Raw genomic sequence first — 26,368 nt, 5'->3', positions numbered from 1 at the left:
ATCCACCGGCATGGCGAGGCCGGCGGCGTCCGCACACGGGAACGCGCGCATGCGAAACGCGCGCGCGACGTCGCGGCCAGCATGCCCGCCGCGGCCGCCATGGTAGTTGGAACCGGTTCCGGTCGATAGCGCAATAATGAAAACAGCTTCTTGCCAAAATCGAGATAATCAGCCGCGCGGCGGACGTCCCTGTACAGCGCGAGGCCGCGCGCCCGATAATCGGGCACCCGCCTTCCACCGGGAGTCTTCGGCATGCATCACTCGACCCTGCTGATCTTCGCCGCCGTCGCGTTCGTCGGGATCGCGACGCCCGGCCCGACCGTGCTGCTCGCCCTGACCAACGGCTCGCGCTACGGCATGCGCCGCGCGGCCTACGGCTTCGCCGGCGCGATGCTGTCCGACTTCGTGCTGATCGTCGCGGTCGCGCTCGGCCTCGGCGCGCTGCTGATGGCCTCGGCGTTCTGGTTCTCGGTGGTGAAATGGCTCGGCGCCGCCTATCTCGCGTACGTCGGCATCCGGCTGCTCACGTCGAAGGGCTCGCTCGACGTCGCCGTCGCGCATGGCGGCGCGGCGTACGAACGCAACGCGTCGATCTTCGCGAAGAGCTTCCTGACCGCGGTGACGAATCCGAAGGGCTATCTGTTCTTCTCCGCGTTCCTGCCGCAGTTCCTCGATCCGGCCGCCCCGCTCGCGCCGCAATACGTCGCGCTCGCGGTCACGTTCGCGCTGCTCGACGGCGCCGTAATGTTCGGCTACGCGCTGCTCGGCGCGCGCGCTATGCGGCTGCTGAAGCGCTCGGGCGCGCTGTGGCTCGAACGCACGTGCGGTGCGATGCTGCTCGCGCTGGCGGGATCGCTCGCGCTGTATCGGCGGCATGCTGCGTAGGGGCATCGGCATGCGCGGTGCTTCGGGTGCTTCGGGTGCTTCGGGCGCTTCGGGCGCTTCAGGCGCGCCGTTCGCGCGGGTCGCATTGCCCGCAACGGTCTCAACAGGCTCGCGATGAGAATCGATGTCCCTCCCCGCTCCGGTTTCCCCGGCCTGTCGCTCCGCCAGCTCGACCGCGCGGATCTCGATACGTGGTTCGCGTACCTGTCGAACCCCGACGTCGTCCGCCACACGAGCTGGAACCTGCATGCGCGCGACGATCTGCTGCCGCTGTTCGACGGCATCGAATCGGCTCATCCGGATTCGATCCGCCGCCTCGCGATCGTCGATGACGCGTCGGGCGTGCTCGCCGGGACCATCGGGCTGCATACGGTATCCACCACGAACCGCTCGGCCGAGATCGCGTACGACCTCGCGCCATCGCACTGGGGGCGCGGCATCGCGAGCGCGCTGTGCGCGAGCGTCACCGCATGGGCGTTCGCCGAAGGCGGCTTCATGCGGATCCAGGGCGTCGTGCTGACCAGCAATGCCGGCTCCGCGCGCGTGCTGCAGAAATGCGGCTACCGGTACGAAGGATTGCTGCGCGCATACCGGATGGTGCGCGGCGCGCCGGGCGATTTCGCGCTGTACGCGCGCCTCGCGACCGACTGACGGGCCGACGCGACGCGCCGATCCGCACGCCGTCGACGCGAATGGACGACCCGCGGCGAATTCGCGACAATCGCCGTTCCCCGCTTCGACTCCTTCGCCATGAAAATCGCCGCGCTGTCCGACATCCACGGCAACCTCGCCGCGCTCGACGCGGTGCTCGACGACGTGCGCCGCCGCGGCGCCGACGTGATCGTCAACCTCGGCGACATCGTGTCGGGCGCGCTCCATCCGGCCGCAACGGCCGACCGCCTGATCGCGCTCGACCTGCCGACCATCAAGGGCAATCACGAACGGCAACTGCTGACCGGCGATCGCGACACGATGCGGCTGTCCGACCGCTGGGCGCACGACACGCTGCGCGACGACCAGCGCGCATGGATCGCCGCGCTGCCCGAGCGCCTGACGCTCGGCGACGATGTGCTGATGGTGCATGGCACGCCTGCCAGCGACCTCGTCTACTTCCTCGAAACGGTCACGCCCGACGGCTGCCGTGCGGCGACGCCCGATGAAATCGCGCAGCGCGCGGGCGACGAGACGGCCTCGCTGATTCTGTGCGGCCATACGCACGTGCCGCGCCTCGCGAAACTCGACGACGGCCGGCTGATCGTCAACCCCGGCAGTGTCGGGCTGCAGGCGTACGTGGACGATCTACCGCACCCGCACCGGATCGAAACGGGTTCGCCGCATGCGCGCTACGCGATGGTGTCGCGCACGCCGGCCGGCTGGCACGCCGAATTCCATGCGGTCGAATACGACTGGCATACGGCCGCCGCCACCGCGGCATCGCGCGGCCGCGACGACTGGAGCGTCGCGCTGCGCACCGGCCGGTGCTGACGCATCGCCGCCTTCCATTCACCCGCTTCGTTCACCAGAACACCAATCCGTCATGCCCGTTCCGTCACAACTGCTGTTTCTGCCCGGCGCATCGGGCAGCACCGCCTTCTGGCAACCGCTCGCGAGCCGCCTCGCGCATCCGGCCGAGCGTCGGATCGTCGGCTATCCGGGCTTCGGCGACACGCCGCGCGATCCGGCCGTCGACGACTTCGACGGTCTCGTGCGCCATGTGCTGAGCGCGATCGACCGGCCGACCGCCGTGATCGCGCAATCGATGGGCGGCGTGATCGCGATGCGCGCGGCACTCGAACGTGCGCCGCTCGTCACGCACCTGGTGCTGACGGTCACGTCGGGTGGCCTCGACATGCAGGGGCTCGGCGCGCAGGACTGGCGCGCCGGCTTCGCGCAAGCGAACCCGCAATTGCCCGACTGGTTCCTGACGTTGCGCGCCGACCTGTCGCAGGGCATCGGCCGCATCGCGCAGCCGACGCTGCTGCTGTGGGGCGACGACGATCCGATCAGCCCGGTCGCGGCCGGCAAACGCCTGCTCGAACGGCTGCCCGATGCACGGCTGCACGTGGTGCCGGGCGGCCGGCACGATCTCGCGGCCGTGCATGCCGAAACGCTCGCGCCGCTCGTCGACGCGCATCTGCAGCGCGTGTGACGCAGCCCGCTTCGACCCCGAAGCCCGCGACGCGCTCGACGCCGCATTACACGGCGTCGCGTCAGGTCGCGTTCACCAGCGTCAACCGTGCTTCGAGTCCACCGCCGTCCGGCCGGTTGCGCAACGTGAGCGTGCCACCCATCGCGAGCGCAAGCTGCCGCGCGATCGCGAGGCCGAGCCCCGTGCCGCCCGTCTCGCGATTGCGCGACGTCTCCACGCGCCGGAACGGTTCGAACACCGCGTCGAGCTGATCGTCCGGAATGCCCGGCCCGCGATCGAGCACCGCGATGACCGCGCCGCCGCCCGGCACCGCCTGCACGTCGATCTCGGCCGCGCCCGCGAACTTCAGCGCGTTGTCGACGAGGTTGCCGACGATCCGGCGCAGCGCCTTCGGCCGCGTGACAAGCGCGAGCGGGCCGCCGCCATGCAGCGCGACGTCCTGCCCCGCATCCGTGTAGTCGCACACGATGCTGTCGAGCAGCGCATCGAGATCGATGCGGCGCGCGGCCTCTTCCGTGCCGTGCAGCGTGCGCGCATACGCGACGCCTTCCTTCACCAGATGCTCCATCTCGAGCAGGTCCTGGCGCAGCTTCGCGCCCTGCGCGTCGTCGTCCATCACGTCGACGCGCAGCCGCATCCGCGTGATCGGCGTCTGCAGGTCGTGCGAGATCGACGCGAGGATCTGCATGCGCTCGGCCATGTACTGCGCGATGCGGTCCTGCATCGCGTTGAACGCGCGCGCGGCACGCGCGACTTCGGACGGCCCGTCCTCGTTCAGGCGTTCGCCCTTCAGGTCGGGGCCGAGCGCGTCGGCCGCCTGCGCGAGCTGCTTCAGCGGCCGCGTCGCGAGCCGCACCGCGAGCCAGCAGCACGCGGCCAGCACCGCGAGCTGCAGCGCGAGCACGACCGGCAGCCAGCCCGACAGCGGCACCGTGGACATCGGGTGGATGTCGATCGTCAGCGGCGAGCCGTCGGTCAGGCGCAGATGCACCTGCAGATGTTCGCGATCGCCGGGGATCGCGTTCGCCGTCAGCGGATAGTCGCCGCCGATGCCGTCCGAGATCGAGCGCTCGACGCGCGCCGAGAGCCGCGCCTCCGGCGGCGTGCCCGTCTCGCCGGGCCCGAGGATGAACGCGTAGCTGCGCCGTGCGAGACGCGGCAGCCACGCGGCACGCTGGTCGGGCGGCAGGTGATCGAGCAGCGCGACCGAACTCGCGACCTCGCGTTCGATGTAGCCCATCATCAGGTTGGTGGTCGCCTGGTCGCGCTCGGTGACCGTGAGCCAGAACGACAGCGTCTGCGCGAGCGCGAGGCCCACGCACAGGATCAGCGCGAGCCGCGCGAACAGCGAGCGCGGCCAGTGCCACGGGGTGCGCGCGCTCATGCGTCGCCTTCGACCGCGGTCACCGCCGACGAGAACACGTAGCCCTCGTTGCGCAGCGTCTTGATGTAGCGCGGCTCGCGCGCGCCGTCGCGCAGGCGCTGGCGCAGCCGGCTCACGAGCAGGTCGATCGACCGGTCGAACGGATCGGACTGCCGGCCCTGCGTGAGGTTGAGCAACTGGTCGCGCGTCAGCACGCGCTGCGGATTGTCGAGGAACACGCGCAACAGCCGGTATTCGGCGCCGCTCAACGCGACCAGCGTGCCTTCGGCGTCGAGCAGGTGACGCCCCGTCGTGTCGAGCCGCCATTCGCCGAACGCGAGCATCGCGGCCGACTCCGTCACCTGCATGCCGGGCGGCAGCATGCGCGCGCGGCGCAGCACCGAGCGGATCCGCGCGAGCAGCTCGCGCACCGCGAACGGCTTCGCAAGATAGTCGTCGGCGCCCATCTCCAGACCGATGATGCGGTCGGTTTCCTCGCCGCGCGCGGTCAGCATCAGCACCGGCACCGTCCGGAACTTGCCCGCGCGCAGATCGCGGCACAGCGTGAGGCCGTCCTCGCCGGGCATCATCAGGTCGAGCACGATCAGGTCGGGCGCGCCGTCGTCGAGCGCGTTGCGCATCTCGCGGCCGTTCGCGGCGAGCGACACGCGCATGCCGTTCTTCTCCAGGTAGTCCGCGATCAGTTCGCGGATCGCGCGATCGTCGTCGACGATCAGTACGTGGTCGATCTTGTCCATGGGCGGTGTCGTTGGCGTGATGTTCCGGCTGGCGATGTCCGCTTTTATACCCCACCGCGGGCACCCGTTTGTATCCCAATGTATCGCGCCGCCGTGACGACACACAACATTGCACACGCACGGCCGGCCGGACACATCGCAGATACGTCGGCGCGGCCCAATGAGGGCTGTCGAAACCTGTCCGGCCGCCGCCCCCGCCCGGCGGCCGGCCGAACCGGAGAACCGCCATGCCGACCAGACTCAAGACCGCCGCCCTCGTGATCGCCCTCGCCGCCACGGCCGGGCTCGCCGCGTTCGCCGGCACCCGCGACGACGCGGGCATGACCGCCTCGCTGGCCGGCACGCCGGCGCCCGACTTCACCGGCATCGAGCGCTGGCACAACAGCGCGCCGCTCAAGCTCGACCAGCTGCGCGGCAAGGTCGTGCTGGTCGATTTCTGGACGTACTCGTGCATCAACTGCATTCATACGATTCCGTACGTGAACGACTGGTACCGGAAGTATCGCGACCAGGGGCTCGTCGTGGTCGGCGTGCATACGCCCGAGTATCCGTTCGAACGCGATGCGAAGAACGTCGCCGATGCGGTCAAGCGCTTCGGCATCCAGTATCCGGTCGCGCAGGACAACCGCTACGACACGTGGCGCGCGTACGGCAACCAGTACTGGCCCGCGCTGTACCTGATCGACGCGAACGGGAAGGTCGTCTATACGCGGTATGGCGAGGGAGGGTATGACAAGACGGAAGCGGCGATTCGGGGGGCGCTGGCGCAGGCGGCAGAAGGAACGATGGGGACGAAGGGCGCGACGCGTACGCAGTAGCGTGCGCCGGCGCGGGCGCCACATGCGCCCCCGTGCGATTCACCGTGACTCACCCGCGCTTCGCGTCGGCTTCCGCCAGCATCGCCTCCCCGATCGCGAGAGTCCCGTCCGCGATCAGCGCGTCGCCCGCCCCGCGAATATCGTCGACCGCCTTGTTCTGCCCGAGCTTGCGCTTGCCGACGAGCCGCGTGATCTCGATCTGCAGCCCGACGATCGACTGCAGCATCGTGTCGAGATAGTCCTTCGGCGCGTCGGCCATCTTCCACGGCGCCGGCTGCGACGCCTCGTGCGTGCGCGTCAGCCGCGCGACCACGCCGCGCACGAACTTCTCGTCGTCGCGCACGGTGATGCGGCCGTGCGCATGCACGACCACGTAGTTCCACGTCGGCACCTGCCGATGCGCGACGTGCTTGCTCGGGTACCAGTTCGGCGAGATGTACGCGTCGCCGGCGCGGAAGATCACGAGCACCTCGTCGCCGTCCGCGACGTCCTGCCAGAGCGGATTCGCGCGCGCGACGTGCGCATGCAGTTCGCCGAGGCCGCCGTCGCCCGGCAGCAGTTCGAACGGAAGGTGGTTCGCGTCGAGCCCGCTGTTCCCGCGCGTGACCAGGGTGCCGAACGGATGCTGGACGATCAGTTCGCGCAGCACGTCGGGACGGGATTCGGCGAAATCGGCGGGGACATACATGGCGGCTCCACGGTCGGACAGAGTTGGGAGGGAACGGGTCGGAACCGGCCCGTCATGCCCCGATTGTGATCGCTAACTGGTTTATGCTGTAGAGCCGGTTTAGAACATTTTCAGCAGACCAGAATCATGGCCAGGACCGCCCGGATCGTCGAAATCCCGTCGCTCGGCGCGCTCGGCGCGCTCGACCGCGCGGCCGGCGACCTGAGCCGCCAGCTCGCGCAGGCGTTGCGGGACGCAGTGCGCCGCGGCGACGTGCGGCCCGGCGACACGCTGCCGTCCACGCGGCTGCTCGCGGCGTCGCTGCAGGTCTCGCGCGGCACCGTCGTCGACGCGTATGCGCAACTCGTCGCCGAAGGCTTCCTGGAGTCGCGCGGCGGCGCCGGCACGCGGGTCGCGAACGCGCTGGCCGAGCCGTCGCCGCCGGCTGGCGGACCGCCCGCCGCCCGCCAGCGCGCCGCCCATGCCGGCCTGCCCGAACCGGCCGCGACGTTCGCGCGGATCGCCCGCGAATTCCGTCCGCTGCCGGCCGCGCCGTTCGCGATCTCGGTGCCGGTCGGGCTCACCGCGCCCGACGACATCTGGCGCCGGCTCGGCAACCGCCTGCGCGCCCGCGGCGCCGGCGCGCCGTCCGGTTATGCGGATCCGCAAGGCGCGCTGCCGCTGCGCGAAGCGATCGCCGATTACGTGCGCCGCTCGCGCTCGGTGCGCTGCAGCGCCGAGCAGGTCGTCATCACGAGCGGCACGCAACAGGGCCTGCACCTCGCGAGCCAGGTCCTGCTCGGCCCGAACGATCGCGCGTGGGTCGAGAATCCCGCCTATCGCGGCATCACCGCGCTGCTCGAGAGCACCGGGCGGCGCGACGCGATGGTCCGCGTGCCGGTCGACGCGGACGGCATCGACGTCGAGGCCGGCATCCATCTCGCGCCGGACGCGCGCGCGGCGTTCGTCACGCCATCGCACCAGTATCCGCTCGGGATGCCGATGAGCATGGCGCGCCGCAACGCGCTGCTCGGCTGGGCGCGCGCGCATCGCGCATGGGTGGTCGAGGACGACTACGACAGCGAGCTGCGCTACGAAGGCTATCCGTTCCCGTCGCTGCAAGGCCTGGATCCGGAACACGTGATCTATCTCGGCACGTTCAGCAAGATCCTGTTCCCGTCGCTGCGGCTCGGCTACGTGATCGCGCCCGCCGAGCTCGTGCCCGCGTTCTGCGGCGCGCGCGTGCTGATGGATCGCCACGCGCCGACCGCCGATCAGCACGTACTCGCCGCCTTCATCGCGGAAGGCCATCTCGACCGCCACATCCGCCGCGTGCGCGGCGTCTACGCGGAACAGCGCGCGCTGCTGATCGACACGCTCGGCAAGCGGCTGCCGCGCGAGCGCGCCTGGGTGCAGCCGGGCGATCAGGGGATGCACGTCGTGCTGTGGCTCGCGGAAGGGATCGACGATCTCGACGTGGTGGCGCGCGCCGCGCAGGCGGGCGTGGCGGTGCGCGCGGTGTCGCCGATGTTCGCGCCGGGCACCGCGCGTCCGGGCCTCGTGCTCGGCTTCGGCGGGTTCGATCGCGCACGGATGGAAGCGGCCGCGCAGCGGCTCGCGGATGTAGTCGGCGAAGCCGCCGGCGTCGATTCGTCGGAGGAATCGCGGCGGCGCACGCGACCAAAAGTTGTCCGCGGGCAACAAACGTAATCGTCTGTAACGCCTGCAGGAAAACCGGCGTTTTGGCCACAGGTGACGCTGCGCGGTTTGCTAGGATCGCGCCTTTTCCGCTCGCGCTCCTGCCGCCGTGAATCGCTTCGTGCCGTATCTTCGAGATCTGTGGCTTCGCTGCCGTACCGGCGCACGCGCGCTCGGCGCCGGCGCGTGGCATCGCCTGCGCCATCCGACGCGCCGCGGCGTCGCGCTGACGCTTGCCGCGATCCCCGTGCTCGGCCTGCTGGTCCTGCTCGCGTTCGTGCCGTTCACGCCGAGCATCGGCGACATCCGCAAGGCGCGCATCGACCGTCCGGCGCGCGTGCTGTCGGCCGACGGCCAGCTGATCGCCGAGTTCCGGCCCGTGAACCGCGAATGGGTGCCGCTCAAGCAGATCTCGCCGCACATGGTCGACGCACTGATCGCGACCGAGGACCACCGCTTCTACGCGCATCACGGCATCGACTGGCGCCGCACGCTCGCGGCGGGGCTGCATACATTCTCGGGCAGCCGCCAGGGCGGCTCGACGATCACGCAGCAGCTCGCCCGCAATCTGTATCCGGACGAAGTCGGCCGCGCGCCGACGCTCACGCGCAAGGTGAAGGAGCTGATCACCGCGTTCAAGATCGAGGCGGTGTACAGCAAGGACGAGATTCTCGAAACTTACCTGAACACCGTGCCGTTCCTGTACAACGCGTACGGCGTCGAAATGGCCGCGCGCACCTATTTCGGCAAATCGGCGGACCAGCTCGACATCGTCGAAAGCGCGACGCTCGTCGGGATGCTGAAGGGCAACAGCTACTACAACCCGGTGCTGAATCCGGAGCGCGCGGTCCAGCGCCGCAACATCGTGCTCGCGCGGATGGCCGCGATGGGCATGCTGTCGCCGCGGCAGCTCGCGCAACTGCAGCGCCGCCCGCTGCGCGTCGACTTCGAGCCGCAGACCGCGCAACCCGGCCCGGCCCCGCACTTCGCGGTGCAGCTGCGCAAGTGGCTGATCGCCTGGGCCGACCGCAACAACTACGACCTCTACTCGGACGGCCTCGTCGTGCGCACGACGCTCGATGCGCAGCTGCAGGACATGGCGACGCAAGCGCTGACGCAGCAAACCGATCGCCTGCAGGCGATCGCCGATGACGCGTGGCACAACCCGTCCGGCTGCGGGCTGCGCAACGACCTGTTCCGCGGCTTCATCCGGCAGACGCCCGACTATCGCGACGCGCGCGCCGCCGGGCTCGCCGACGCGGCCGCGCTGAAGCAGCTCGGCGCGAATCGCGCGTTCGTGCGCGCGTTGTGCGAGCGCAAGACGCAGGTACAGGCCGGCTTCGTCGCGCTCGATCCGCGCAACGGCGCGATTCGCGCGTGGGTCGGCAGCCCCGACTTCGGCAACGAGCCGTTCGATCACGTCGTGCAGGCGCGACGCCAGCCGGGCTCGACGTTCAAGCCGTTCGTCTATGGCGCCGCGTTCGCGGACGGCATGCGGCCGGACGATACGTTCGTCGATCGTCCGGTGGCGATCCCGATCGGCGCGCACGCGGTGTGGCGTCCGACCGATGCCGAACCGCCGACGGACGCGCCGATGTCCCTGCGCGACGCGCTCGCCCTGTCGCGCAATCGCATCACCGCGCAGGTGATGCAGCGCGAAGGCGCGCCCAGGGTCGCACAGCTCGCACGTGCGATGGGCGTGCGCGAAAGCCCGCTCGACGCGGTGCCGTCGCTCGCGCTCGGTACGAGCCCCGTCACGCTGAAGGAAATGGTGTCCGCGTACGGGACGATCGCGAACCGCGGCGTGTACGTCGCGCCGCAGATGATCACGCGCATCGAGGATCGCGACGGCAAGGTGCTCGCCGCGTTCGGCAGCGCGCCGCCTGAACGCGCGATGCCGGTGGCCGCGGCACAGACGCTGGTCGACGTGATGCGTGGCGTCGTCGATTACGGGACTGGTGCCGACATCCGCTCGCGCTACGGGATTCGCATCGACGTCGCGGGCAAGACCGGCACGACGCAGGACAACACGGACGGCTGGTTCATCCTGATGCATCCGCAACTGGTGGCCGGCGCCTGGGTCGGCTTCGACGACGGCAACGTGACGCTGCGCAGCGACTATTGGGGCGCGGGCGCGCACAGCGCGCTGCCGATCGTCGGCTCGTTCTACGATGCGGCGCTGCGTGCGCGTGCGATCGACCCGCATGTGCAGTTCTCGCCCGACTTCCGGCCGCGCAGCGCGCCGGCGCCGGCACCGAGGCGGCGTCCGCATCCGGGCCTGTTCGACTGGCTGAAGATTTTCCGCTGAGCGCGGCACGACTAAGACGCTTCGTCCACCCGGACGAAGCGATCCCGGCCCACACCACGCATCATCGACGCAACCCGTCCATCGATGCCGGAGGCCGCATGACCCACAGCGCTGTCCAAATCGCGAACCTGCTGTACCGCTACGCGGAGCTGCTCGACGCCGGCGACCTGCCGGGGATGGCGGCGCTGTTCCGGCATGCGCGGATCAAGATCGAGGAAGCGGCGCCGACGATCGGCGCCGATGAATTGCTCGCGCTGTTCGACGCGCGCGTGAAGCGCTACGCGTGCGGCACGCCGCGCACGAAGCATGTAATCACGAATCCGCTCATCGAGATCGACGAAGCCGCGCATCGCGCGACGGCTCGCTCGTACTACACGGTGCTGCAGGCCGTCGACGGCCTCGCGCTGCAGCCGATCGCGGCGGGCCGCTATCACGACGCGTTCGAGCGCGTCGACGGCGCATGGCGTTTCGCGTTCCGCGACTACACGCTGTTCGATTTCGCGGGCGACCTGCGTCGCCACCTGAACGATGCGCCGGCCGCTTGACGCGCCGGCCGGCGAACGCGGCCGGCAATGCGCTCAGGCCGCCGCGAGCGTCGCGGCCAGTGCGTCGAACTCCGGCGCCCACGCCGCGCACCCTTCGTCGCGCCGGCGGACCGGCTGTCGTCAGTCCGCCGTGTCGCCGCTCTTCGGCAGCTTCGACCATGCGTTGCGTCCCGGCGCCGGCGACCATGCCGGACGCGTCTTGCGCGCGCTGTCGATCACGACCAGGTAGCGCCCGGCGATCGGCGTGACGTCGCGATCGCGGCGCAGCACCCACAACGACTTGCCGTCCTCGACGCGCGCCTCGTAGTCGTCGTCGAGGATGCCGTGCTGGTCCAGGAACGCGTTCAGCGAAGCAGGAATCCGCACGCAGCCTTTCGAGTGCCGGATGCCTAGCAGCGGCTCGAGGCGATCGGGATCGGTCGCGTGCATCTGGAAGCGCATCGGCGACTTGCCGCCCTTGCCCCAGCCGCGCTCGCCGTCCACCCAGCCGAAGTCGTAGATGCGCATGTCGCGCTTGCCGTAGCCGCGAATACCGTTGTCGTTCGTCGTGCCTTCCGCGCGGAAATCCATGTTGTCGGGCGAGTGGTGGAACACGCCGAGCGGCGTCAGGAAGTGATCGTATTTGCCGGGCCAGCCGGTGCCGACCGGCGACGCGCCGATCATCAGCCACGCATTGGTCGGCGTCGCGCGGAAGTAGATGAACAGCGCCTGCACGTTCGGCGCGCGGTCGACGATCGCGACGTATTCGCCGGCCAGGTCGCCGAGGTCTGCATCGGCGAGCGCCTGCTGAAGACGGACGCCATACGCGCGCTGCTCGCTCGCGGGCACGTTCAGGCGTCGCGTGACTTCCTGCGTGAAGCGCTTGCGCATGTCGATCGCACGCGCGGTTGCGCTCTTCGCTTCGTCGGCCGACAGCGGCGGGTGCCGGCGCGGCGGCGTCGGTGCGGGTGCTTCGGCTTCGCTTGCCGGCGTGCCGGATGCTGCCGATGCAGGCGATGCCTCCGATGCTGCCGATGCGGCGGAAGCCGGGGATGCCCCGCTGGCAGGCGACGCATGATGCGCGGCGGATGCCGCGGATGACGGAGCGACTCCGGACGACACATGCGCCGGCGAAGCCGGATGCGCGGCCGAAGCCGTGGATGACGACGCGACGCCCGACGACCCATGCGCCGACGAAGCCGAATGCGCGGCCGAAGCCGCGGATGACGACGCGACTCCCGACGACCCATGCGCCGACGAAGCCGAATGCACGGCCGAAGCCATTGATGAGGATAACGTAGCAGTTGCCGACGGCACGTCGGACGCGGCAAAGGCGGGCCGCGCGACAAGCACGGAGATCGGGAGAACGGCCGCGAGCCACACATGCGTGGCGACCGCGAGGGTACGGCAACGCGGCTTGTACAACCGCCGCGTCAGGTCGGAGAGCATCATGCGATCGAAGCCATCGGCCGAACCGGCCGCCGCACGTTGCGAACGGCGCATCTCCCGCGCGAGCCATCGACACGCCGGCCGCACGCATGTGCCCGGCGCCGACGCCTCTTCGCGGTGGAGTCGTTCGCAGTACAACGCGTTCGGTCCAATGGCGGCTAATGAGTCGTCAGGTCTTTCATTCTACCCGCGCGGACACGAATCGGCAGGGCCCGCTTCCCCGGTTTCGCCGCGGTTTTGCGCTTCGTCACACTTTGTTTCAACTCATTGCCGCTTGATGCGCCGCTGCATGGCAGGTTGCTTCGCCGGGCGTGTCCGGCAACACGAAACGCCCGGAAATTCACGCGCGTGCGGCATACGGCACGCGAGCGCGCAACCACCGTCTACTTCGAAATGGTTTCGAGCGCGATGCCTTTGGTGCGCGGCCCCATGAACCCGATCGCGGCCATCACGATCACCATCGCGCCGGCGATGAACGCGAACACGCCGAACGTGCCGAAACCCTTCAGCACGGCCGCGATCACGAACGACGAGAAGATCGCCGAGAAGCGGCTCCACGAGTAGACGAAGCCCACCGCGCGCGCGCGGATCGACGTCGGGAACAGCTCGGCCTGATACGCGTGGAAGCTGTACGACATGATGTTGCTCGCGAGCGTGAGGCCGATGCCGAGCACGATCAGGAACGCGCCCACCGTCGTCTGGCTGAACAGCAGCCCGCAGACGACGATCGCCGCCGCCATCGCGACGATCACCGACTTGCGCTCGAAACGGTCGGCGATCACGAGGCCGATCAGCGGGCCGAGCGGCGCCGCGAGCGCGATCACGCTCGAATACATGAGACTCGACGTGATCGTGATGCCCTGCTTGATCAGCAGCGTCGGCACCCAGTTCGCGAAGCCGTAGAAGCCGACCGTCTGGAACACGTTGAAGATCGTCATCATGATCGTGCGGCTGCGATACGGCGGCACCCACATGTCGCGGAAGCTGCCGCGCGGCGGCACCGGCTCGGCCGGCGCGGGCGGCGGCAGCGGCCGGCCGTATTCGGCTTCGACCTTCGCCTCGAGCGCGCGCATGATGCGGTCGGCTTCGTCGACGCGGCCCTGTTGCGCGAGCCAGCGCGGGCTCTCCGGCAGCGCGCGGCGAATCCACCACACGAACAGCGCGCCGTGCGCGCCGATCAGCACGACCCAGCGCCAGCCGTCGAGGCCGAACGGTGCGTGCGGCACGAGCAGGTACGCGAGGAACGCGACCACCGGCACCGCGACGAACCCGACCGCCTGCTCGCACGCGAACGCGCGGCCGCGGATCTGCTTCGGCACGAGTTCGGAGATGTACGTGCCGATCGTCACCATCTCGACGCCGAGGCCGAGACCGACGACGAAGCGCCAGAAGTTCAGCCCGCCTGCCGTGTCCTGGAACGCCATCACGACGTTGGCGGCCGTGTACCACAGCAGCGACCACGTGAAGATCGCGCGGCGGCCGAAGCGGTCCGCGAGGAAGCCGCATGCGATCGTGCCGATGAAGAGGCCGGAGAACAGCGCGGCGATGAAGCTCGCGACGCCCGTGGTGCCGAACAGGCCGTGCGTCGTCGCGGACAGGATCCCGCTTTTCACGAGGCCCGGCGCAACGTAGCCGCTGTACAGCAGATCGTAGAGTTCGAAGAAGAAGCCGAGGCTCAGCAGCACGACGAGCTTCCAGACGCTGCGGGTCGGCGGCAGGCGGTCGAGGCGGGCTGAAATCGAGCCGGCGTCGATGGAAGAGGACGAGGTGGCTGCCTGGGGAAAGCTGTCCGTTGAGACCATCTGGGTCGTGTCTCCTGATCGTGTCGTGTGTTGTTGTCCGGCGGCCGATCGGCCCGGCCGCCGTCGGGCGATTCGTCGCATTGTACCGGCACGCCGCGCGCGCCGCGTCGCGTGGCGAACCGGTTCGGACACCCCACTTTCGCGCGGGACCATGTGTAACTTGCGTAACTGTCTGTCGAATCTGTAAGGTTCGAAGGCATCGCGATCGTCTGCCACTCGCGCGCATCCGAAACCGGCACGGCCCCGTCTGCAAGGGGCTGCCGGGCCGTCGCGCGCCCGCGCCGGCACCGCGGGACACGACAGGCAACGTGCGCAATCGGCAGCGCCGCCGCCGCCACGCCCCGGTAACATGCTACCGGGCCAACTCCCGGCTTCCGGGCGCCTTTCGGCACCCGGCATTGTCGGCAAAACGTAAGCATTCCATGTTCATACAACGACTCTCCACGTACGCACGCCGGATCGCGCTGTTCGCACTGCTGCAGTTCGCGGCGATCGCGACCGCGTCGGCGTTTCCGACGGCTGCGTCCGCACCGGGCGCGAGCGGCGTCGGCGTCCCCGTGCCGACCATTTCGCTGAACGACGCGGTTGCGCGGCTCAAGCAGATGCAGGTGCAACAGGACCGCATCAAGCAGCAGACGTCGAACGCGACCAACAGCAAGGAGCTCGACGAGCTCGGCGACGCGACCCAGGAACTGAGCGCCGACGTCGACAAGCTGCAGAGCCAGCTCGCGCCGCAGCGCACGCAAGTCCAGGCGCAGCTCGACGTGCTCGGCCCGCCGCCGGCCCCGGGCGCATCGCCCGAAACGCCTGCCGTCGAACAGCAGCGGGAGACGCTGAACGCGCGCAAGGCGCAGATCGACGCGGCGCTGAAACAGGCCGCCGACCAGAAGACCAACCTCGCGAACCTGAACGACCAGTTTGCGAAACTGCACCGCAGCCTGCTGAAGAACCAGCTCGCGTTCCGTTCGGGCAGCATCTTCGGTGCGCAGTTCTGGCTGCCGCTGTTCCACCTGTCGCCGGACGACGTCCAGCGGCTCGAGGACTTCAACGACGAACTGCGCGACATGCTGCGCTCGTCCTGGACACCCGGCCAGCGCGCCATCACCACGCTGCTGCTGATCGCCGCGCTCGCTGCGTGGCTCGGCGGCCGCCGCGTCGTCGAACGCGGGCTCGCGTGGTTCTGCCTGAACCGCCTGCCGCCCACCCGGCTGCGCCGCAGCGCGCTGGCGCTGGCGACGGCGTTCTCGACGCTGCTCGCGACCGCGGTCGCCGTACAGATTCTCTATCTCGCGCTCGCCCGCCACTCCGAGCTCACGTCTTCGATGACCGATCTGTGGGACCAGTTCGCGAAGCTCGCCGTGACCTGCGCGCTGATCGCCGGCCTCGGCCGCGCGCTGCTCTGCACGAAGCATCCGTCATGGCGGCTGCCGGCGCTCGCCGATCCCGTCGCGCTCGCGATGAAGCCGTTCCCCGGCGTGCTGGCCGCGCTGCTGCTGATGTCCGGCACGCTCGAGTCGATCAACCGGATCGTCGATACCAGCCTGTCCGTCACGCTGTTCGGCCGCGGCATCGTCTCGCTCGTCGTCGCGCTGACCGTCGGCGCGTCGATCCTGCGCGCGAATCGCGTCCGCACCGCGCTGGCGGCATCCGGCGAGGCGCCCGAGCAACGCTCGACGCTCGCCGGGCTGATTCACGCCGGCGTCACGCTGGCGATCGTCGTGTCGCTGGTCGCGCTGCTGATCGGCTACATCACGGTCGCGCGCTTCATCACGTACGAGCTCGTCTGGTTCGAGATCGTGGTGTGCAGCGTCTACATCCTGACGCAGCTGACGCGCGACGCGAGCGAAAGCCTGTTCTCCGCGAACCTGTCGACCGGCAAGCAGATCAAGCACCTGTTCGCGCTCGACGACCGGCATCTCGACCAGGCCCACACCGTCGTGTCCGGCCTCGGCACGAGCCTGCTGATGCTGATCGCGGCGATCGCGCTGCTGACGGGCGGCTTCGGCACGACGCCGAGCGACCTGCTCGACAGCGCGGTCGCGATGATCGGCGGCCAGCGGCTGCAGAGCCTGAACATCATGCCCGACCGGATCCTGAACGCGGTGATCGGGTTCGCGATCGGCTTCTACCTGCTGCGCTCGGTGCGCCGCTGGCTCGACGGCGAGTTCATGCCGGCACTTGGCATGGACGCGGGGATGCGCGTGTCGCTGATCACGCTGTTCACCAACGTCGGCTACGTGCTGCTCGTGCTGATGACGCTGGGGCTGCTCGGCGTCAGGTGGAGCAACCTCGCGTGGATCGTCAGCGCGCTGTCGGTCGGTATCGGTTTCGGCCTGCAGGAGATCGTGAAGAACTTCGTGTCGGGGCTGATCCTGCTGACCGAGCGGCCGGTGAAGGTGGGCGACATGGTCAGCATCGCGGGCGTCGAAGGCGACATCCGCCGCATCAACGTGCGCGCGACCGAGATCCAGCTCAGCGACCGCTCGACCGTCATCGTGCCGAACTCGCAGCTGATCTCGCAGAACGTGCGCAACGTGACGATGGGCAACAGCACGCAGGGCGTCGCGACGCTGATGCTCACGTTCCCGCTGAACACCGACCCCGAGCAGGTGCGCGACCTGCTGCTCGACGCGTATCGCGAGCACCCGGCGATTCTCGACAAGCCGGCGCCGTCGGTCACGTTCAGCCAGCTCGCGCCGGACGGGATCACGCTGAGCGTCACGGGCTACGTGGCGAGCCCGCGGATCGCCAGCTCGACGAAGAGCGACCTGCTGTTCGAGATCCTCAAGCAGTTGCGGGCGGCGCAGATCACGCTGTCGACGCCGCAGATGCTGGTCGTGCAGAACATGCCGGCAAGCGACGCTTCCGCCCCGCACGAGTAAGCGATCGAGCGGGCATACGCCGATCGGGCATCGGCGCGCACGCTTCGCCGCAAGCGACAAGGGCCGGTTACCGCTTTCGCGGCAACCGGCCCTTGTCATTCGATCGATTCGACCGTCGCGGCGCCCTCCCGGACGCGCTCCGTCAGACGTCGAACTTCACGCCCTGCGCCAGCGGCAACTGACGGCTGTAGTTGATCGTGTTCGTCGCCCGGCGCATATACGCCTTCCACGCATCCGAACCCGACTCGCGGCCGCCGCCCGTTTCCTTTTCGCCGCCGAACGCACCGCCGATCTCCGCGCCGCTCGTGCCGATGTTCACGTTGACGATCCCGCAGTCGCTGCCCGCTGCCGACATGAACTGCTCGGCCTCGCGCATGTCGTTCGTGAAGATCGCCGACGACAGGCCTTGCGGCACCGCGTTGTGCAGTTCGATCGCATCGTCGAAGTTGTCGTACACCATCACGTACAGGATCGGCGCGAACGTCTCGCGCTCGACCACGGCCGATTGCTTCGGCATCCGTACGATGGCCGGGCGCACGTAGTACGCATCCGCGTGACCGACGTCGACGCGCTCGCCGCCCTTCACCTCGCCGCCCTGCTCGCGTGCGTCGCCCAGCGCCTTCTGCATCGCATCGAACGACGCCCGATCGACCAGCGGGCCGACCAGCGTGCCTTCTTCAAGCGGGTTGCCGACCTTCACCGACGTGTAGGCCTTCTCGATGCGCGGCAGCAATTGCTCGACCAGGCTGCGATGCACGATCAGGCGGCGCAGCGTCGTGCAGCGCTGGCCGGCCGTGCCGACCGCCGCGAACGTGACCGCACGCACGACGAGATCCAGATCCGCGCTCGGCGCGACGATCATCCCGTTGTTGCCGCCGAGCTCGAGGATGCCGCGCGCGAGACGCTGGCTCAGCACCTTCGCGACTTCCTGGCCCATCCGCACGCTGCCCGTCGCGCTGACGACCGGCACCTTCTTCGACGCCGTCAGCACCTCGCCGACATCGCGCATGCCGAGCACCAGCTGGCTCAGCTCTGCCGGCGCGACACCCGGATGCGTCTTGTCGAATTCGCGGATCGCCTTCTGGAGCAGCACGTGGCACGCGATTGCCGTCAGCGGCGTCTTCTCGGACGGCTTCCACACGACCGAATCGCCGCACACGAATGCGAGCGCCGCATTCCACGCCCACACCGCGACCGGGAAGTTGAACGCCGAGATCACGCCGCACACGCCGATCGGGTGCCACGTTTCCATCATCCGGTGGCCCGGGCGCTCGGACGCGATCGTCAGGCCGTAAAGCTGGCGCGACAGGCCGACCGCGAAATCGCAGATGTCGATCATTTCCTGCACTTCGCCAAGGCCTTCCGACGTGATCTTGCCGGCCTCGAGCGTGACGAGGCGGCCGAGCTCGGCCTTGTGCTCGCGCAGCACGTTGCCGAACACGCGCACGAGCTCGCCGCGCACCGGCGCCGGCACCGTGCGCCACTTGAGGAATGCGTCGTGCGCGGCGTCGATCTTGCGCTCGGCGTCGGCGGGCGAGTCGACCGCCAGCGTCGCGAGCGTCGCGCCGTCGAGCGGCGAACGCGCGGTCAGCGCATTGCCTTTCCACTGGGCGAGATCGATGTCGAGCGCAGCAAGAATGTCGTTGAATTGCATCACTTCCTCTTCAGGGACAGATTGATCGGTGCGGCGGCGACGCCGCCCGCGTGATTCGATTGGAGCGCGTTCGCGCGCCCTGTGCAAGCGGATGCGCAGCTCGGCAGGCCCGGTGCGCCGCACGGCGCATCGCGCGGCGCCGCCGCCGGAAACCCGGCCGGGCGGCGCGCCCCCGCCTCGCGAGGCACGATCCATGAGACACATTGTCGATGGCCACAAGTCCGGCCGCTATTGATATTAACTCACGACTTCATTCCCAAAACGCAACAACCCAGCGGGACGAATCCGCCCGTTTCGGCACCGGCATGGGACGTATCCAAGGCCGACGGCCGGGCCGCCGGGGCGGTCCCGATGCGCGGCAAGTTGATGACAAAGTTGCATCACCCTGTGCGGAAATATCGTTTGCCGCGCTTGCGGCCGGCACCCACAATCGGGGCGGCGTCGAGGTGCACCGCACCCGGCGCGCCGACGGCCGCCCAACGGGCGGCCGACGACAGACGAAGGCAACACGCGTCGCGGCCCGGCGGTCCCGGTCGATCCGGACCAGCCCCGCGAAGCAGTGCCGCCGCCCGGCCGGCGGCCGGCAACGCGCCGCCCTTCGTAACCAAAAAACAATCCCGGAGACAGCGCCCAGCACCCGCCATGCATTCAGATGCCCGCCCCGACTCGCCCCGTTCGTCCGGCTCGCCGCCCGCGCAGCCGTCCCTCCACCGCAGCCTGCAGGCGCGCCATCTGCGGATGATCGCGATCGGCGGCTCGATCGGCACCGGCCTGTTCGTCGCGTCCGGCGCGTCGATCTCGCAGGCCGGCCCCGGCGGCGCGCTGGTCGCGTACATGCTGATCGGCCTGATGGTCTATTTCCTGATGACGAGCCTCGGCGAAATGGCCGCGTTCATGCCGGTGTCGGGCTCGTTCGCGACCTACGGCGCGAAATTCGTCGACGAAGGCTTCGGCTTCGCACTCGGCTGGAACTACTGGTACAGCTGGGCCGTGACGCTCGCGGTGGAACTCGTCGCCGCGCAGCTCGTGATGCACTACTGGTTTCCGCACGTGCCGGGCGTCTGGTGGAGCGCGATCTTCCTCACCTTGATCTTCGCGCTCAACGCGCTGTCGGTGCGCGGCTTCGGCGAAGCCGAATACTGGTTCGCGCTGATCAAGGTGCTGACGGTGCTCGCGTTCGTCGGCGTCGGCCTGCTGATGATCTTCGGGATCATGCAGGGCGGCCCGAGCGCGGGCTGGGGCAACTTCACGATCGGCGACGCACCGTTCGCGGGCGGCTGGGCCACGATGCTCGGCGTCGCGATGATCGCGGGCTTCTCGTTCCAGGGCACCGAAATGATCGGCGTCGCGGCCGGCGAATCGGAGAACCCGCGCACGACGATCCCGCGCGCGGTCAGCCAGATCTTCTGGCGCATCCTGCTGTTCTACGTGTTCGCGATCTTCGTGATCGGCGTGCTGATTCCGTACACCGACCCGAGCCTGCTGAAGAGCGACGTGACCGACGTCGGCGTGAGCCCGTTTACGCTCGTGTTCCGCCACGCGGGCCTCGCGTTCGCGGCCGGCGTGATGAACGCGGTGATCCTGACGGCCGTGCTGTCGGCCGGCAACTCGGGCATGTACGCGTCGACGCGGATGCTCTACAACCTCGCGGTCGAGGGCCGCGCGCCGAAGCTGTTCGCGAAGCTGTCGCCGGGCGGCGTGCCGCGCAACGCGCTGTACGCGACGACCGCCGTCGGCGCGCTGTGCTTCCTCACGTCGCTGTATGGCGATAAGACCGTCTACCTGTGGCTGCTGAACACGTCGGGCATGGCCGGCTTCATCACGTGGCTCGGCATCGCGGTCAGCCACTACCGGTTCCGCAAGGGCTTCCTGAAGCAGGGCTACCGGCTCGACCAGCTGCCGTACCGGTCGAAGTGGTTCCCGTTCGGCCCGCTGTTCGCGTTCGCGCTGTGCGCGATCGTCGCGCTCGGCCAGGACTACCAGGCGTTCCTCGCCGACAGGATCGACTGGGCCGGCATCGCCGCGACCTACATCGGCCTGCCGTTCTTCCTCGCGATCTGGCTCGGCTACGCGCTGGTGCGCAAATGCCGCCTCGTCCGCTACGAGGACATGGAAATCGCGCCGTGGATCGAGCGCAACGCGGCGCCCGACGCCACGGTCAAGACCGACGCCGGCTATCCGGCCTACGTCGCCGCTCCGGCCAACCCGACGCCGGGCGCGTGATGCCCGGTCGCGCACCGGCCGCCGCCCGACCGCGGCGGCCGGTGCGCTGAACACCCCATTCGACGCGGCGCGCGCGTTCAGGCAAGATCGACGCGCGCCGTCCGTTTTTCCGTCGTCACGAGTCATCGAAAACCGCATGCAGAACTTCTACGAAGCCACCGTTACCCGCCAGCCCTACCCGCAACTGACCGGCACGATCGACACGCAGGTCTGTATCGTCGGCGGCGGCCTCGCCGGCCTGTGCACGGCGCTCGGCCTCGTCGAGCGCGGCGTGCGGGATGTCGTCGTGCTCGACGGCGAACGGGTCGGCTTCGGCGCGTCCGGCCGCAACGGCGGCTTCGTGTTCGGCGGCTACAGCCTCGACAACGCGGACCTGCTGCGCACGCTCGGCCGCGACGAAGGCCGCCGCCTGTACCGGCTCACCGTCGATGCGGTCGACCTGATCCGCGCGCGGATTGCCCGCTACGGCATCGACTGCGACATCGTCGACGAGGGCGTGATGCTCGCCAACTGGTTCGACGATCCGTCGCGGCTCGACGGCGTGCGCACGCTGATGAAGCAGGAATTCGACGTCGACTGGGAACCGGTCGCGACCGACGCGCTGCGCGCGCGGCTGAAGACGCAGCGCTATTACGGCGGCCTGTTCGAGCCGAACGCGTTCCACTTCCATCCGCTCAAGTACGTGCTCGGCGTCGCGGCGGCCGCCTCGCGCGGCGGCGCACGCGTGTACGAACGCTCGGCCGCGCTCGGCATCGCGCGCGAGGGCGCCGGCTACGTCGTGCGCACGGCGCAGGGCACGGTGCGCGCGAAGGACGTCGTGTTCGCCGGCGGTGGCTATGCGCGCGGCGTGTCGCCGCGCATCGAGCGCGCGGTGCTGCCGATCGCGACCTACGTGATCGCGACCGAGCCGCTCGGCACGCGGCTGCCGGACGCGATCGACGCACCTTACGCGATCTACGACACGCGTTTCGCGTTCGACTACTACCGGCCGCTGAAGGACACGCGGATTCTGTGGGGCGGCCGGATCTCGGTGCTCGACCGCGGCCCCGACGCGATCGCGCGGCTGCTGCGACGCGACCTGCTGCGCGTGTATCCGCAACTCGACGGCGTGAAGGTCGAGTACGCATGGGGCGGGCTGATGAGCTACGCGCGGCACAAGATGCCGCAGATCGGCCGCGATGCGGACGGCGTGTGGCACGCGATCGCATTCGGCGGTCACGGGATGGCGCCCACCACCGTCGCCGGCGAAGCGCTCGCCGCCGCGCTGGCTGGGGAGCAGCCGGTGCCGGAAGGCTTCGCCGCGTTCGGGCTCACGCGCACGTTCGGGCTCGCCGGCCTCGCGGCCGCGCAGCTCACGTACACTGCGTACCAGGCCCGCGACGCGCTCGCGTCGTGCCGGCGCTGAGCGGCGACGGCCGCCGAAACCGCGCGGCCGATTAGAGCAGAAGGTCGGCCGGGCGGCGATTTCCCGCATGCTAGAATGATTTCTTCATGCCGCCGCGAACCCACAACAAAGTCACATGAAAGCTGGAAGCAAGGCCGCCACGTCCGAAAGCCGCGCGCTTGCGACCGATGCGCGGCGCAAATACGATCCCGAGCAAACCAAGCGCAACATCCTCGACGTCGCCACGCAGGAGTTTTCCGCGATGGGCCTCGCCGGCGCGCGCGTCGACGCGATCGCCGAGCGTACCAACACGACGAAGCGGATGCTCTACTACTACTTCGAAAGCAAGGAAGGCCTGTACGAGGCCGTGCTGGAGAAGGTGTACGGCGACATCCGCGCGCTCGAGCAGGAACTGCACGTCGGCGACATGGAGCCGCGCGAAGGCATGCGCCGGCTCGTCGAATTCACGTTCGACTATCACGACAAGCATCGCGACTTCGTCCGCCTCGTGTCGATCGAGAACATCCACGGCGCGAAGTATCTCGAACAGCTGAAGTCGTTCAAGAACCGCAACGTCAGCATCATCAAGACGCTCGAGGAACTGCTCGAGCGCGGCGCGGCGAGCGGCGCGTTCCGCAAGGACATCGACGCGTTCGACCTGCATCTGCTGATCAGCTCGTTCTGCTTTCACCGCGTGTCGAACCGCTATACGTTCGGCGCCGCGTTCGGCCGCGATCCGTCGGCGCCGCGGCTGCGCGCGCGGCATCGCGAGACGATCGCCGATTCCGTGCTGCGCTATGTCGCCGCGTAAGCGCATCGCGCGGTTTCATCCGAAGGCCGGCGACGAGCGCCGAACCCGCCACCCGGCCCTCTCCCGACTGGCACTACGACGCTTGCAACCGGCATGAGCCGGATTCACGCGGCGGGTCCCTTCAAGCCGCTCGCGCCGCTCAGGCCGCCTCAGGCCGAACGTCCGCCTCGTGCCAGTCCGTCGGCGCCGACGCCAATGCGATCCGCGCCTTCTCTTCCGGGCTGCCCGCCACGTAATACTTCTTCGCCCAGCTCGAATCCGGCGCGAGCGCGAGGTGCCGGTGCGCATCGGTGCCCTGCCGTTGCGACTCGATCGACAGCGCCCGTGCGCGATAGTGCTCGTAGAGCCGCAGGAATTCGGCGAGATAGATCGCGGCGATCCGCGCGTCGCGAATCTCCAGCAGGTTCTCGTCGTTGTACTGCTCGGAATTGCGGCTCATGTTCGCCGAGCCCGTGTAGACGATCGGGTTCGCGCCTTCCGCATCGATCACGATGAACTTGTGGTGGATCACGACCGGCGGATAGGCCGGCGCCGGCTCGCCCGGAAAGAGGCGCAGTTCCGGCTCGAAACCCTGCGGCACCGTCGCCGGTGAAAAATACGCGGCGTCGATCACGTCGTGATGATCGCGCCGGCGATGGTAAAGCTCGAGATTCGCGAGCGTCGCCGCATCGAGCGGCCGGCCGTCGTGCTGCGCGGCATCGGCCTGCGTCGCGCTGCCGGCGTTGATGCGGTTCACCAGGCCGAACATCATCAGGCCGCGGTCGCCGGCGGCAAAGCATGCGTCGCGCAGCGCCGCGTCGGTCGGCATGAACAGGCAGAACGACACCGAATGCTGCGCGGCCGCGATCGCGGCGACGATCGTATCGATCTCGGTGCGCTGCCCCGCCGGCTCCGGCGAAAACGCGACGCGCACCTGCGCGCTGCCGATCGTCAGCGGCTCGGACCAGCCCGGCGACAACTTCGCCGTCTCCGCGATCGGCGGATTCGCGGCCAGCGCCTGCGCACGCGCGTTGTATAGCGCCGCGAGCGCCGGCGAATCGAATGCGTGCAGCACGTTCGCCTGCTCCGTCAGCCCTTCGGTCGTGAAGTTCGCGGAACCGGTCAGCACGCGCGCCGGCGTCGGCGCAGTCGTCCCGTTCGCCGGTGCGTCGGTCACGATGAACTTGTCGTGCATGATGTGCGTCCTGTCGCGCGGCGCGCGCGTCGCGAGGCCCTGCAGCGCGTCGACGGCCGGCTGGTTCGGCGACGGCAGCGGCGGCTTGCCCTTGCGGGCGGTCACGTGCGCGTCGTAGACGATCGCGAGCGACGCTTCGCCGTGCTGCCGTCCGAACGCCTCGAATGCGGGCAACGCCCACAGCGTGTCCGTCAGGTGATAGACGGCCGAGACCGCGCGCGACGCGGGGTCGAGCATCTCCGCGAATACCTGTTCCATGTCGTTCGCGAGCCACGTGCGCAGCTTCAACGCCTGGTCCGCGCTCGGCGCCGCATGCGGCGCGAGACCCAGCGCCGCGACCTGCTTCGCGAACGCCTGCGAACTGACCACCGCGCGATTGAACCACGTGCCGACGCCGTCCACGATGTGCGCGGGCAGCACGACATCGCACACGCCGGCCTGCGCATCGAGCACCTTCAGGTTCTCCGGCGTGCCGACGACCGGATAGACGTCATAGCGGAACGACGCATCGCGATCCTGCGGATCGATGCGCGCGTCCCACCACATGAATTTCTGGATCGGTGCCTGGTCGGTCGGCGCGTCGCCCAGCGTGCCGGCGGCCGGGCCGTCGAACGTGAGCCGGTTCGGCAGCCAGCTGTTCGGCGCGCGCGTCTTGCCGTCGGCCGACCAGAAGCCCGGCGTGCGTCGGATCGCGAAGCCGAGGAAGTCGGTGCGCGAGCCCGCGTCGGGCCAGTCGAAAGCGAGGAGAACCAGGGTCGGGGAAAGATAGCTGCGTACGCTGACGGTCATTCTTTGCTCCTGCCGCGGCGGCCGGTCGAAAGGAATGAGTCAGTGTCGAACGCGCATCTTCCCGTGCGATGACCGTTCGATGAACCTTGTATGTCGGAGCCGCGTCAGTCGCACACGAGCAGCTCGATGCCGCGCGCGGTCAGCGCGCGGCGCACGGCCTTGTCCGGCGTGCGTTCGGTGACGAGATAGCGCGCGGCCGAGGCGCCGTTGATCCGCACCGGCGTCACGCGGCCGAACTTCGAATGGTCGGCGACGATGATCGCGGTGCCGGCCGCCGCGATCATCCGGCTGCGCACTTCGGCGGCGAGCCGCGAGTAGTCGGTGCAGTCGCCATCGGCCGTGATGCCGCCCGCGCCGACGAACGCGAAATCGACGTGGTACTGCGCGAGCTGCTGGATCGTATCGAGCCCGAACGTCGCATCCTCGTCGTCGGACAGTTCGCCGCCGAGCAGCGTCACGCGATTGCCGTTGCGCCGCGCGAGCACGAACGCGGTGCGCCAGTCGTTCGTGTAGATCGACAGCCGGTGCCGGTCGGCCAAAGCGAGCGCGACCGCATGCGGCGTGCTGCCCGAGTCGATCAGCACCGAGGCGTCGTCGGGCACGAATTCGGCCGCGCGTCGCCCGATCGTGCGCTTCGCTTCGGCATTCGCCGCCTCACGCTCGGACAGGCTCGGCTCGCGGCGATCCGCCGCCAGCGCGCCGCCGTGCGTCATCACGAGCAGGCCGCGCGCCGCGAGCGCGTTCAGGTCGCGCCGTACTGTCTCGCGCGACACGTCGAGCGAGCGCACGAGCTCGGCGACCGACAGCGCGCCCGATCGTCCGAGCTCCGACAGAATGTATTGATGACGTTGTTCCGCCAGCATCGCAATGCGCCCGAGGCGACTGGTAATGGGTAGGCCGACCATTGTATTACGGCCGTTTGACCGCCATTTGACGGCGGCGCGTCCGGCCGAGGCCACGTTTCACGAAAGCGAAATTCTGTATTGCCCGATGCGCGCGAATCGGCGTGGCAAGCGGTTGCTACACTCTG

General features: G+C 69.1%; 20 protein-coding genes. 12 read left to right on the top strand and 8 right to left on the bottom strand.

Going from position 1 to position 26,368, the window contains the following annotated elements; all coding sequences use genetic code 11:
• The first annotated feature begins 252 nt into the window (after positions 1 to 252).
• The 4 genes from U4Z31_RS26155 (at position 253) to U4Z31_RS26140 (ending at position 3,034) form a co-directional block, all read left to right on the top strand.
• Positions 253 to 885: a LysE family translocator gene (locus U4Z31_RS26155; RefSeq protein ID WP_321811782.1), complete on the top strand. Its 633-nt coding sequence runs from the start codon at positions 253 to 255 to the stop codon at positions 883 to 885.
• Positions 886 to 999: 114 nt separating this feature from the next.
• Positions 1,000 to 1,536 (top strand): GNAT family protein, encoded by a 537-nt coding sequence (locus tag U4Z31_RS26150; RefSeq protein WP_321811781.1) that lies wholly within the window; start codon positions 1,000 to 1,002, stop codon positions 1,534 to 1,536.
• 99 nt (positions 1,537 to 1,635) lie between these two features.
• Entirely contained in the window at positions 1,636 to 2,370 is a 735-nt protein-coding gene (locus U4Z31_RS26145; RefSeq protein ID WP_321811780.1) for a metallophosphoesterase family protein, read from the top strand.
• Positions 2,371 to 2,422: 52 nt separating this feature from the next.
• Positions 2,423 to 3,034, top strand: a complete 612-nt coding sequence (locus tag U4Z31_RS26140) for an alpha/beta fold hydrolase (RefSeq protein ID WP_044847427.1) — start codon at positions 2,423 to 2,425, stop codon at positions 3,032 to 3,034.
• A 61-nt stretch (positions 3,035 to 3,095) separates the two neighbouring features.
• Here U4Z31_RS26140 and U4Z31_RS26135 read toward each other — a convergent pair whose 3' ends face one another.
• Together U4Z31_RS26135 and U4Z31_RS26130 are read right to left on the bottom strand one after the other, a co-directional pair.
• On the bottom strand, positions 3,096 to 4,418 hold the full coding sequence (locus tag U4Z31_RS26135) for an ATP-binding protein (protein ID WP_321811779.1): 1,323 nt from the start codon (positions 4,416 to 4,418) through the stop codon (positions 3,096 to 3,098).
• Entirely contained in the window at positions 4,415 to 5,155 is a 741-nt protein-coding gene (locus tag U4Z31_RS26130; RefSeq protein ID WP_044847429.1) for a response regulator, read from the bottom strand. Before U4Z31_RS26130 ends, U4Z31_RS26135 begins: the two co-directional genes overlap by 4 nt.
• A 227-nt stretch (positions 5,156 to 5,382) precedes the next feature.
• On the opposite strand from U4Z31_RS26130, the gene U4Z31_RS26125 reads away from it, so the two are divergent.
• A complete protein-coding gene (locus U4Z31_RS26125; RefSeq protein ID WP_044847430.1) occupies positions 5,383 to 5,973 on the top strand; it encodes a thioredoxin family protein in 591 nt (196 codons plus the stop codon).
• Positions 5,974 to 6,022: 49 nt separating this feature from the next.
• Here U4Z31_RS26125 and U4Z31_RS26120 read toward each other — a convergent pair whose 3' ends face one another.
• On the bottom strand, positions 6,023 to 6,661 hold the full coding sequence (locus U4Z31_RS26120; protein WP_321811778.1) for an FMN-binding negative transcriptional regulator: 639 nt from the start codon (positions 6,659 to 6,661) through the stop codon (positions 6,023 to 6,025).
• A 126-nt stretch (positions 6,662 to 6,787) separates the two neighbouring features.
• Here U4Z31_RS26120 and U4Z31_RS26115 point away from each other — a divergent pair, with 126 nt between their 5' ends.
• The 3 genes from U4Z31_RS26115 (at position 6,788) to U4Z31_RS26105 (ending at position 11,191) form a co-directional block, all read left to right on the top strand.
• Complete coding sequence (locus tag U4Z31_RS26115; protein WP_321811777.1) at positions 6,788 to 8,350, top strand: PLP-dependent aminotransferase family protein; 1,563 nt, start codon at positions 6,788 to 6,790, stop codon at positions 8,348 to 8,350.
• A 97-nt stretch (positions 8,351 to 8,447) separates the two neighbouring features.
• Positions 8,448 to 10,646: a penicillin-binding protein 1A gene (locus U4Z31_RS26110; protein ID WP_321811776.1), complete on the top strand. Its 2,199-nt coding sequence runs from the start codon at positions 8,448 to 8,450 to the stop codon at positions 10,644 to 10,646.
• A 98-nt stretch (positions 10,647 to 10,744) separates the two neighbouring features.
• The gene (locus U4Z31_RS26105) at positions 10,745 to 11,191 is read left to right on the top strand and encodes a nuclear transport factor 2 family protein (protein ID WP_321811775.1); all 447 of its coding nucleotides are present in this window, start codon (positions 10,745 to 10,747) and stop codon (positions 11,189 to 11,191) included.
• 120 nt (positions 11,192 to 11,311) lie between these two features.
• On the opposite strand, the gene U4Z31_RS26100 is transcribed toward U4Z31_RS26105, so the two are convergent.
• Both U4Z31_RS26100 and U4Z31_RS26095 read right to left on the bottom strand, forming a co-directional pair.
• Positions 11,312 to 12,673 (bottom strand): hypothetical protein, encoded by a 1,362-nt coding sequence (locus U4Z31_RS26100; protein ID WP_321811774.1) that lies wholly within the window; start codon positions 12,671 to 12,673, stop codon positions 11,312 to 11,314.
• Between the two features lie 329 nt (positions 12,674 to 13,002).
• The gene (locus U4Z31_RS26095; RefSeq protein WP_044848774.1) at positions 13,003 to 14,421 is read right to left on the bottom strand and encodes an MFS transporter; all 1,419 of its coding nucleotides are present in this window, start codon (positions 14,419 to 14,421) and stop codon (positions 13,003 to 13,005) included.
• 422 nt (positions 14,422 to 14,843) lie between these two features.
• Here U4Z31_RS26095 and U4Z31_RS26090 point away from each other — a divergent pair, with 422 nt between their 5' ends.
• Positions 14,844 to 17,303, top strand: coding sequence for a DUF3772 domain-containing protein (locus U4Z31_RS26090; protein WP_124488684.1), 2,460 nt, complete (start codon positions 14,844 to 14,846; stop codon positions 17,301 to 17,303).
• A gap of 142 nt (positions 17,304 to 17,445) precedes the next feature.
• Here U4Z31_RS26090 and U4Z31_RS26085 read toward each other — a convergent pair whose 3' ends face one another.
• Positions 17,446 to 18,957 (bottom strand): aldehyde dehydrogenase family protein, encoded by a 1,512-nt coding sequence (locus tag U4Z31_RS26085; protein WP_321803353.1) that lies wholly within the window; start codon positions 18,955 to 18,957, stop codon positions 17,446 to 17,448.
• A gap of 642 nt (positions 18,958 to 19,599) precedes the next feature.
• On the opposite strand from U4Z31_RS26085, the gene U4Z31_RS26080 reads away from it, so the two are divergent.
• The 3 genes from U4Z31_RS26080 to U4Z31_RS26070 all read left to right on the top strand — a co-directional run bounded on the left by U4Z31_RS26080 (position 19,600) and on the right by U4Z31_RS26070 (position 23,375).
• Complete coding sequence (locus U4Z31_RS26080) at positions 19,600 to 21,180, top strand: amino acid permease (RefSeq protein WP_415750302.1); 1,581 nt, start codon at positions 19,600 to 19,602, stop codon at positions 21,178 to 21,180.
• A 136-nt stretch (positions 21,181 to 21,316) separates the two neighbouring features.
• Positions 21,317 to 22,585: an NAD(P)/FAD-dependent oxidoreductase gene (locus U4Z31_RS26075; RefSeq protein ID WP_124488686.1), complete on the top strand. Its 1,269-nt coding sequence runs from the start codon at positions 21,317 to 21,319 to the stop codon at positions 22,583 to 22,585.
• Between the two features lie 115 nt (positions 22,586 to 22,700).
• The gene (locus U4Z31_RS26070; protein WP_044848780.1) at positions 22,701 to 23,375 is read left to right on the top strand and encodes a TetR family transcriptional regulator; all 675 of its coding nucleotides are present in this window, start codon (positions 22,701 to 22,703) and stop codon (positions 23,373 to 23,375) included.
• A 139-nt stretch (positions 23,376 to 23,514) separates the two neighbouring features.
• Here U4Z31_RS26070 and U4Z31_RS26065 read toward each other — a convergent pair whose 3' ends face one another.
• Both U4Z31_RS26065 and U4Z31_RS26060 read right to left on the bottom strand, forming a co-directional pair.
• The gene (locus U4Z31_RS26065; protein WP_321811773.1) at positions 23,515 to 25,338 is read right to left on the bottom strand and encodes a phospholipase D-like domain-containing protein; all 1,824 of its coding nucleotides are present in this window, start codon (positions 25,336 to 25,338) and stop codon (positions 23,515 to 23,517) included.
• Between the two features lie 104 nt (positions 25,339 to 25,442).
• The gene (locus U4Z31_RS26060) at positions 25,443 to 26,201 is read right to left on the bottom strand and encodes a DeoR/GlpR family DNA-binding transcription regulator (RefSeq protein WP_044848782.1); all 759 of its coding nucleotides are present in this window, start codon (positions 26,199 to 26,201) and stop codon (positions 25,443 to 25,445) included.
• Positions 26,202 to 26,368 lie beyond the last annotated feature (167 nt).

This window comes from Burkholderia sp. BCC1985 (assembly GCF_905339915.1).
Taxonomy (GTDB): domain Bacteria; phylum Pseudomonadota; class Gammaproteobacteria; order Burkholderiales; family Burkholderiaceae; genus Burkholderia.
This window is presented reverse-complemented; position numbering and strand designations above follow the sequence as displayed.

Coding starts and splice junctions, on each gene's coding strand:
- U4Z31_RS26155 (WP_321811782.1), top strand. CDS start 253: ATGCATCACTCGACCCTGCTGATCTTCGCCGCCGTCGCGTTCGTCGGG.
- U4Z31_RS26150 (WP_321811781.1), top strand. CDS start 1,000: ATGAGAATCGATGTCCCTCCCCGCTCCGGTTTCCCCGGCCTGTCGCTC.
- U4Z31_RS26145 (WP_321811780.1), top strand. CDS start 1,636: ATGAAAATCGCCGCGCTGTCCGACATCCACGGCAACCTCGCCGCGCTC.
- U4Z31_RS26140 (WP_044847427.1), top strand. CDS start 2,423: ATGCCCGTTCCGTCACAACTGCTGTTTCTGCCCGGCGCATCGGGCAGC.
- U4Z31_RS26135 (WP_321811779.1), bottom strand. CDS start 4,418: ATGAGCGCGCGCACCCCGTGGCACTGGCCGCGCTCGCTGTTCGCGCGG.
- U4Z31_RS26130 (WP_044847429.1), bottom strand. CDS start 5,155: ATGGACAAGATCGACCACGTACTGATCGTCGACGACGATCGCGCGATC.
- U4Z31_RS26125 (WP_044847430.1), top strand. CDS start 5,383: ATGCCGACCAGACTCAAGACCGCCGCCCTCGTGATCGCCCTCGCCGCC.
- U4Z31_RS26120 (WP_321811778.1), bottom strand. CDS start 6,661: ATGTATGTCCCCGCCGATTTCGCCGAATCCCGTCCCGACGTGCTGCGC.
- U4Z31_RS26115 (WP_321811777.1), top strand. CDS start 6,788: ATGGCCAGGACCGCCCGGATCGTCGAAATCCCGTCGCTCGGCGCGCTC.
- U4Z31_RS26105 (WP_321811775.1), top strand. CDS start 10,745: ATGACCCACAGCGCTGTCCAAATCGCGAACCTGCTGTACCGCTACGCG.
- U4Z31_RS26100 (WP_321811774.1), bottom strand. CDS start 12,673: ATGCGCCGTTCGCAACGTGCGGCGGCCGGTTCGGCCGATGGCTTCGAT.
- U4Z31_RS26095 (WP_044848774.1), bottom strand. CDS start 14,421: ATGGTCTCAACGGACAGCTTTCCCCAGGCAGCCACCTCGTCCTCTTCC.
- U4Z31_RS26090 (WP_124488684.1), top strand. CDS start 14,844: ATGTTCATACAACGACTCTCCACGTACGCACGCCGGATCGCGCTGTTC.
- U4Z31_RS26085 (WP_321803353.1), bottom strand. CDS start 18,957: ATGCAATTCAACGACATTCTTGCTGCGCTCGACATCGATCTCGCCCAG.
- U4Z31_RS26080 (WP_415750302.1), top strand. CDS start 19,600: ATGCATTCAGATGCCCGCCCCGACTCGCCCCGTTCGTCCGGCTCGCCG.
- U4Z31_RS26075 (WP_124488686.1), top strand. CDS start 21,317: ATGCAGAACTTCTACGAAGCCACCGTTACCCGCCAGCCCTACCCGCAA.
- U4Z31_RS26070 (WP_044848780.1), top strand. CDS start 22,701: ATGAAAGCTGGAAGCAAGGCCGCCACGTCCGAAAGCCGCGCGCTTGCG.
- U4Z31_RS26065 (WP_321811773.1), bottom strand. CDS start 25,338: ATGACCGTCAGCGTACGCAGCTATCTTTCCCCGACCCTGGTTCTCCTC.
- U4Z31_RS26060 (WP_044848782.1), bottom strand. CDS start 26,201: ATGCTGGCGGAACAACGTCATCAATACATTCTGTCGGAGCTCGGACGA.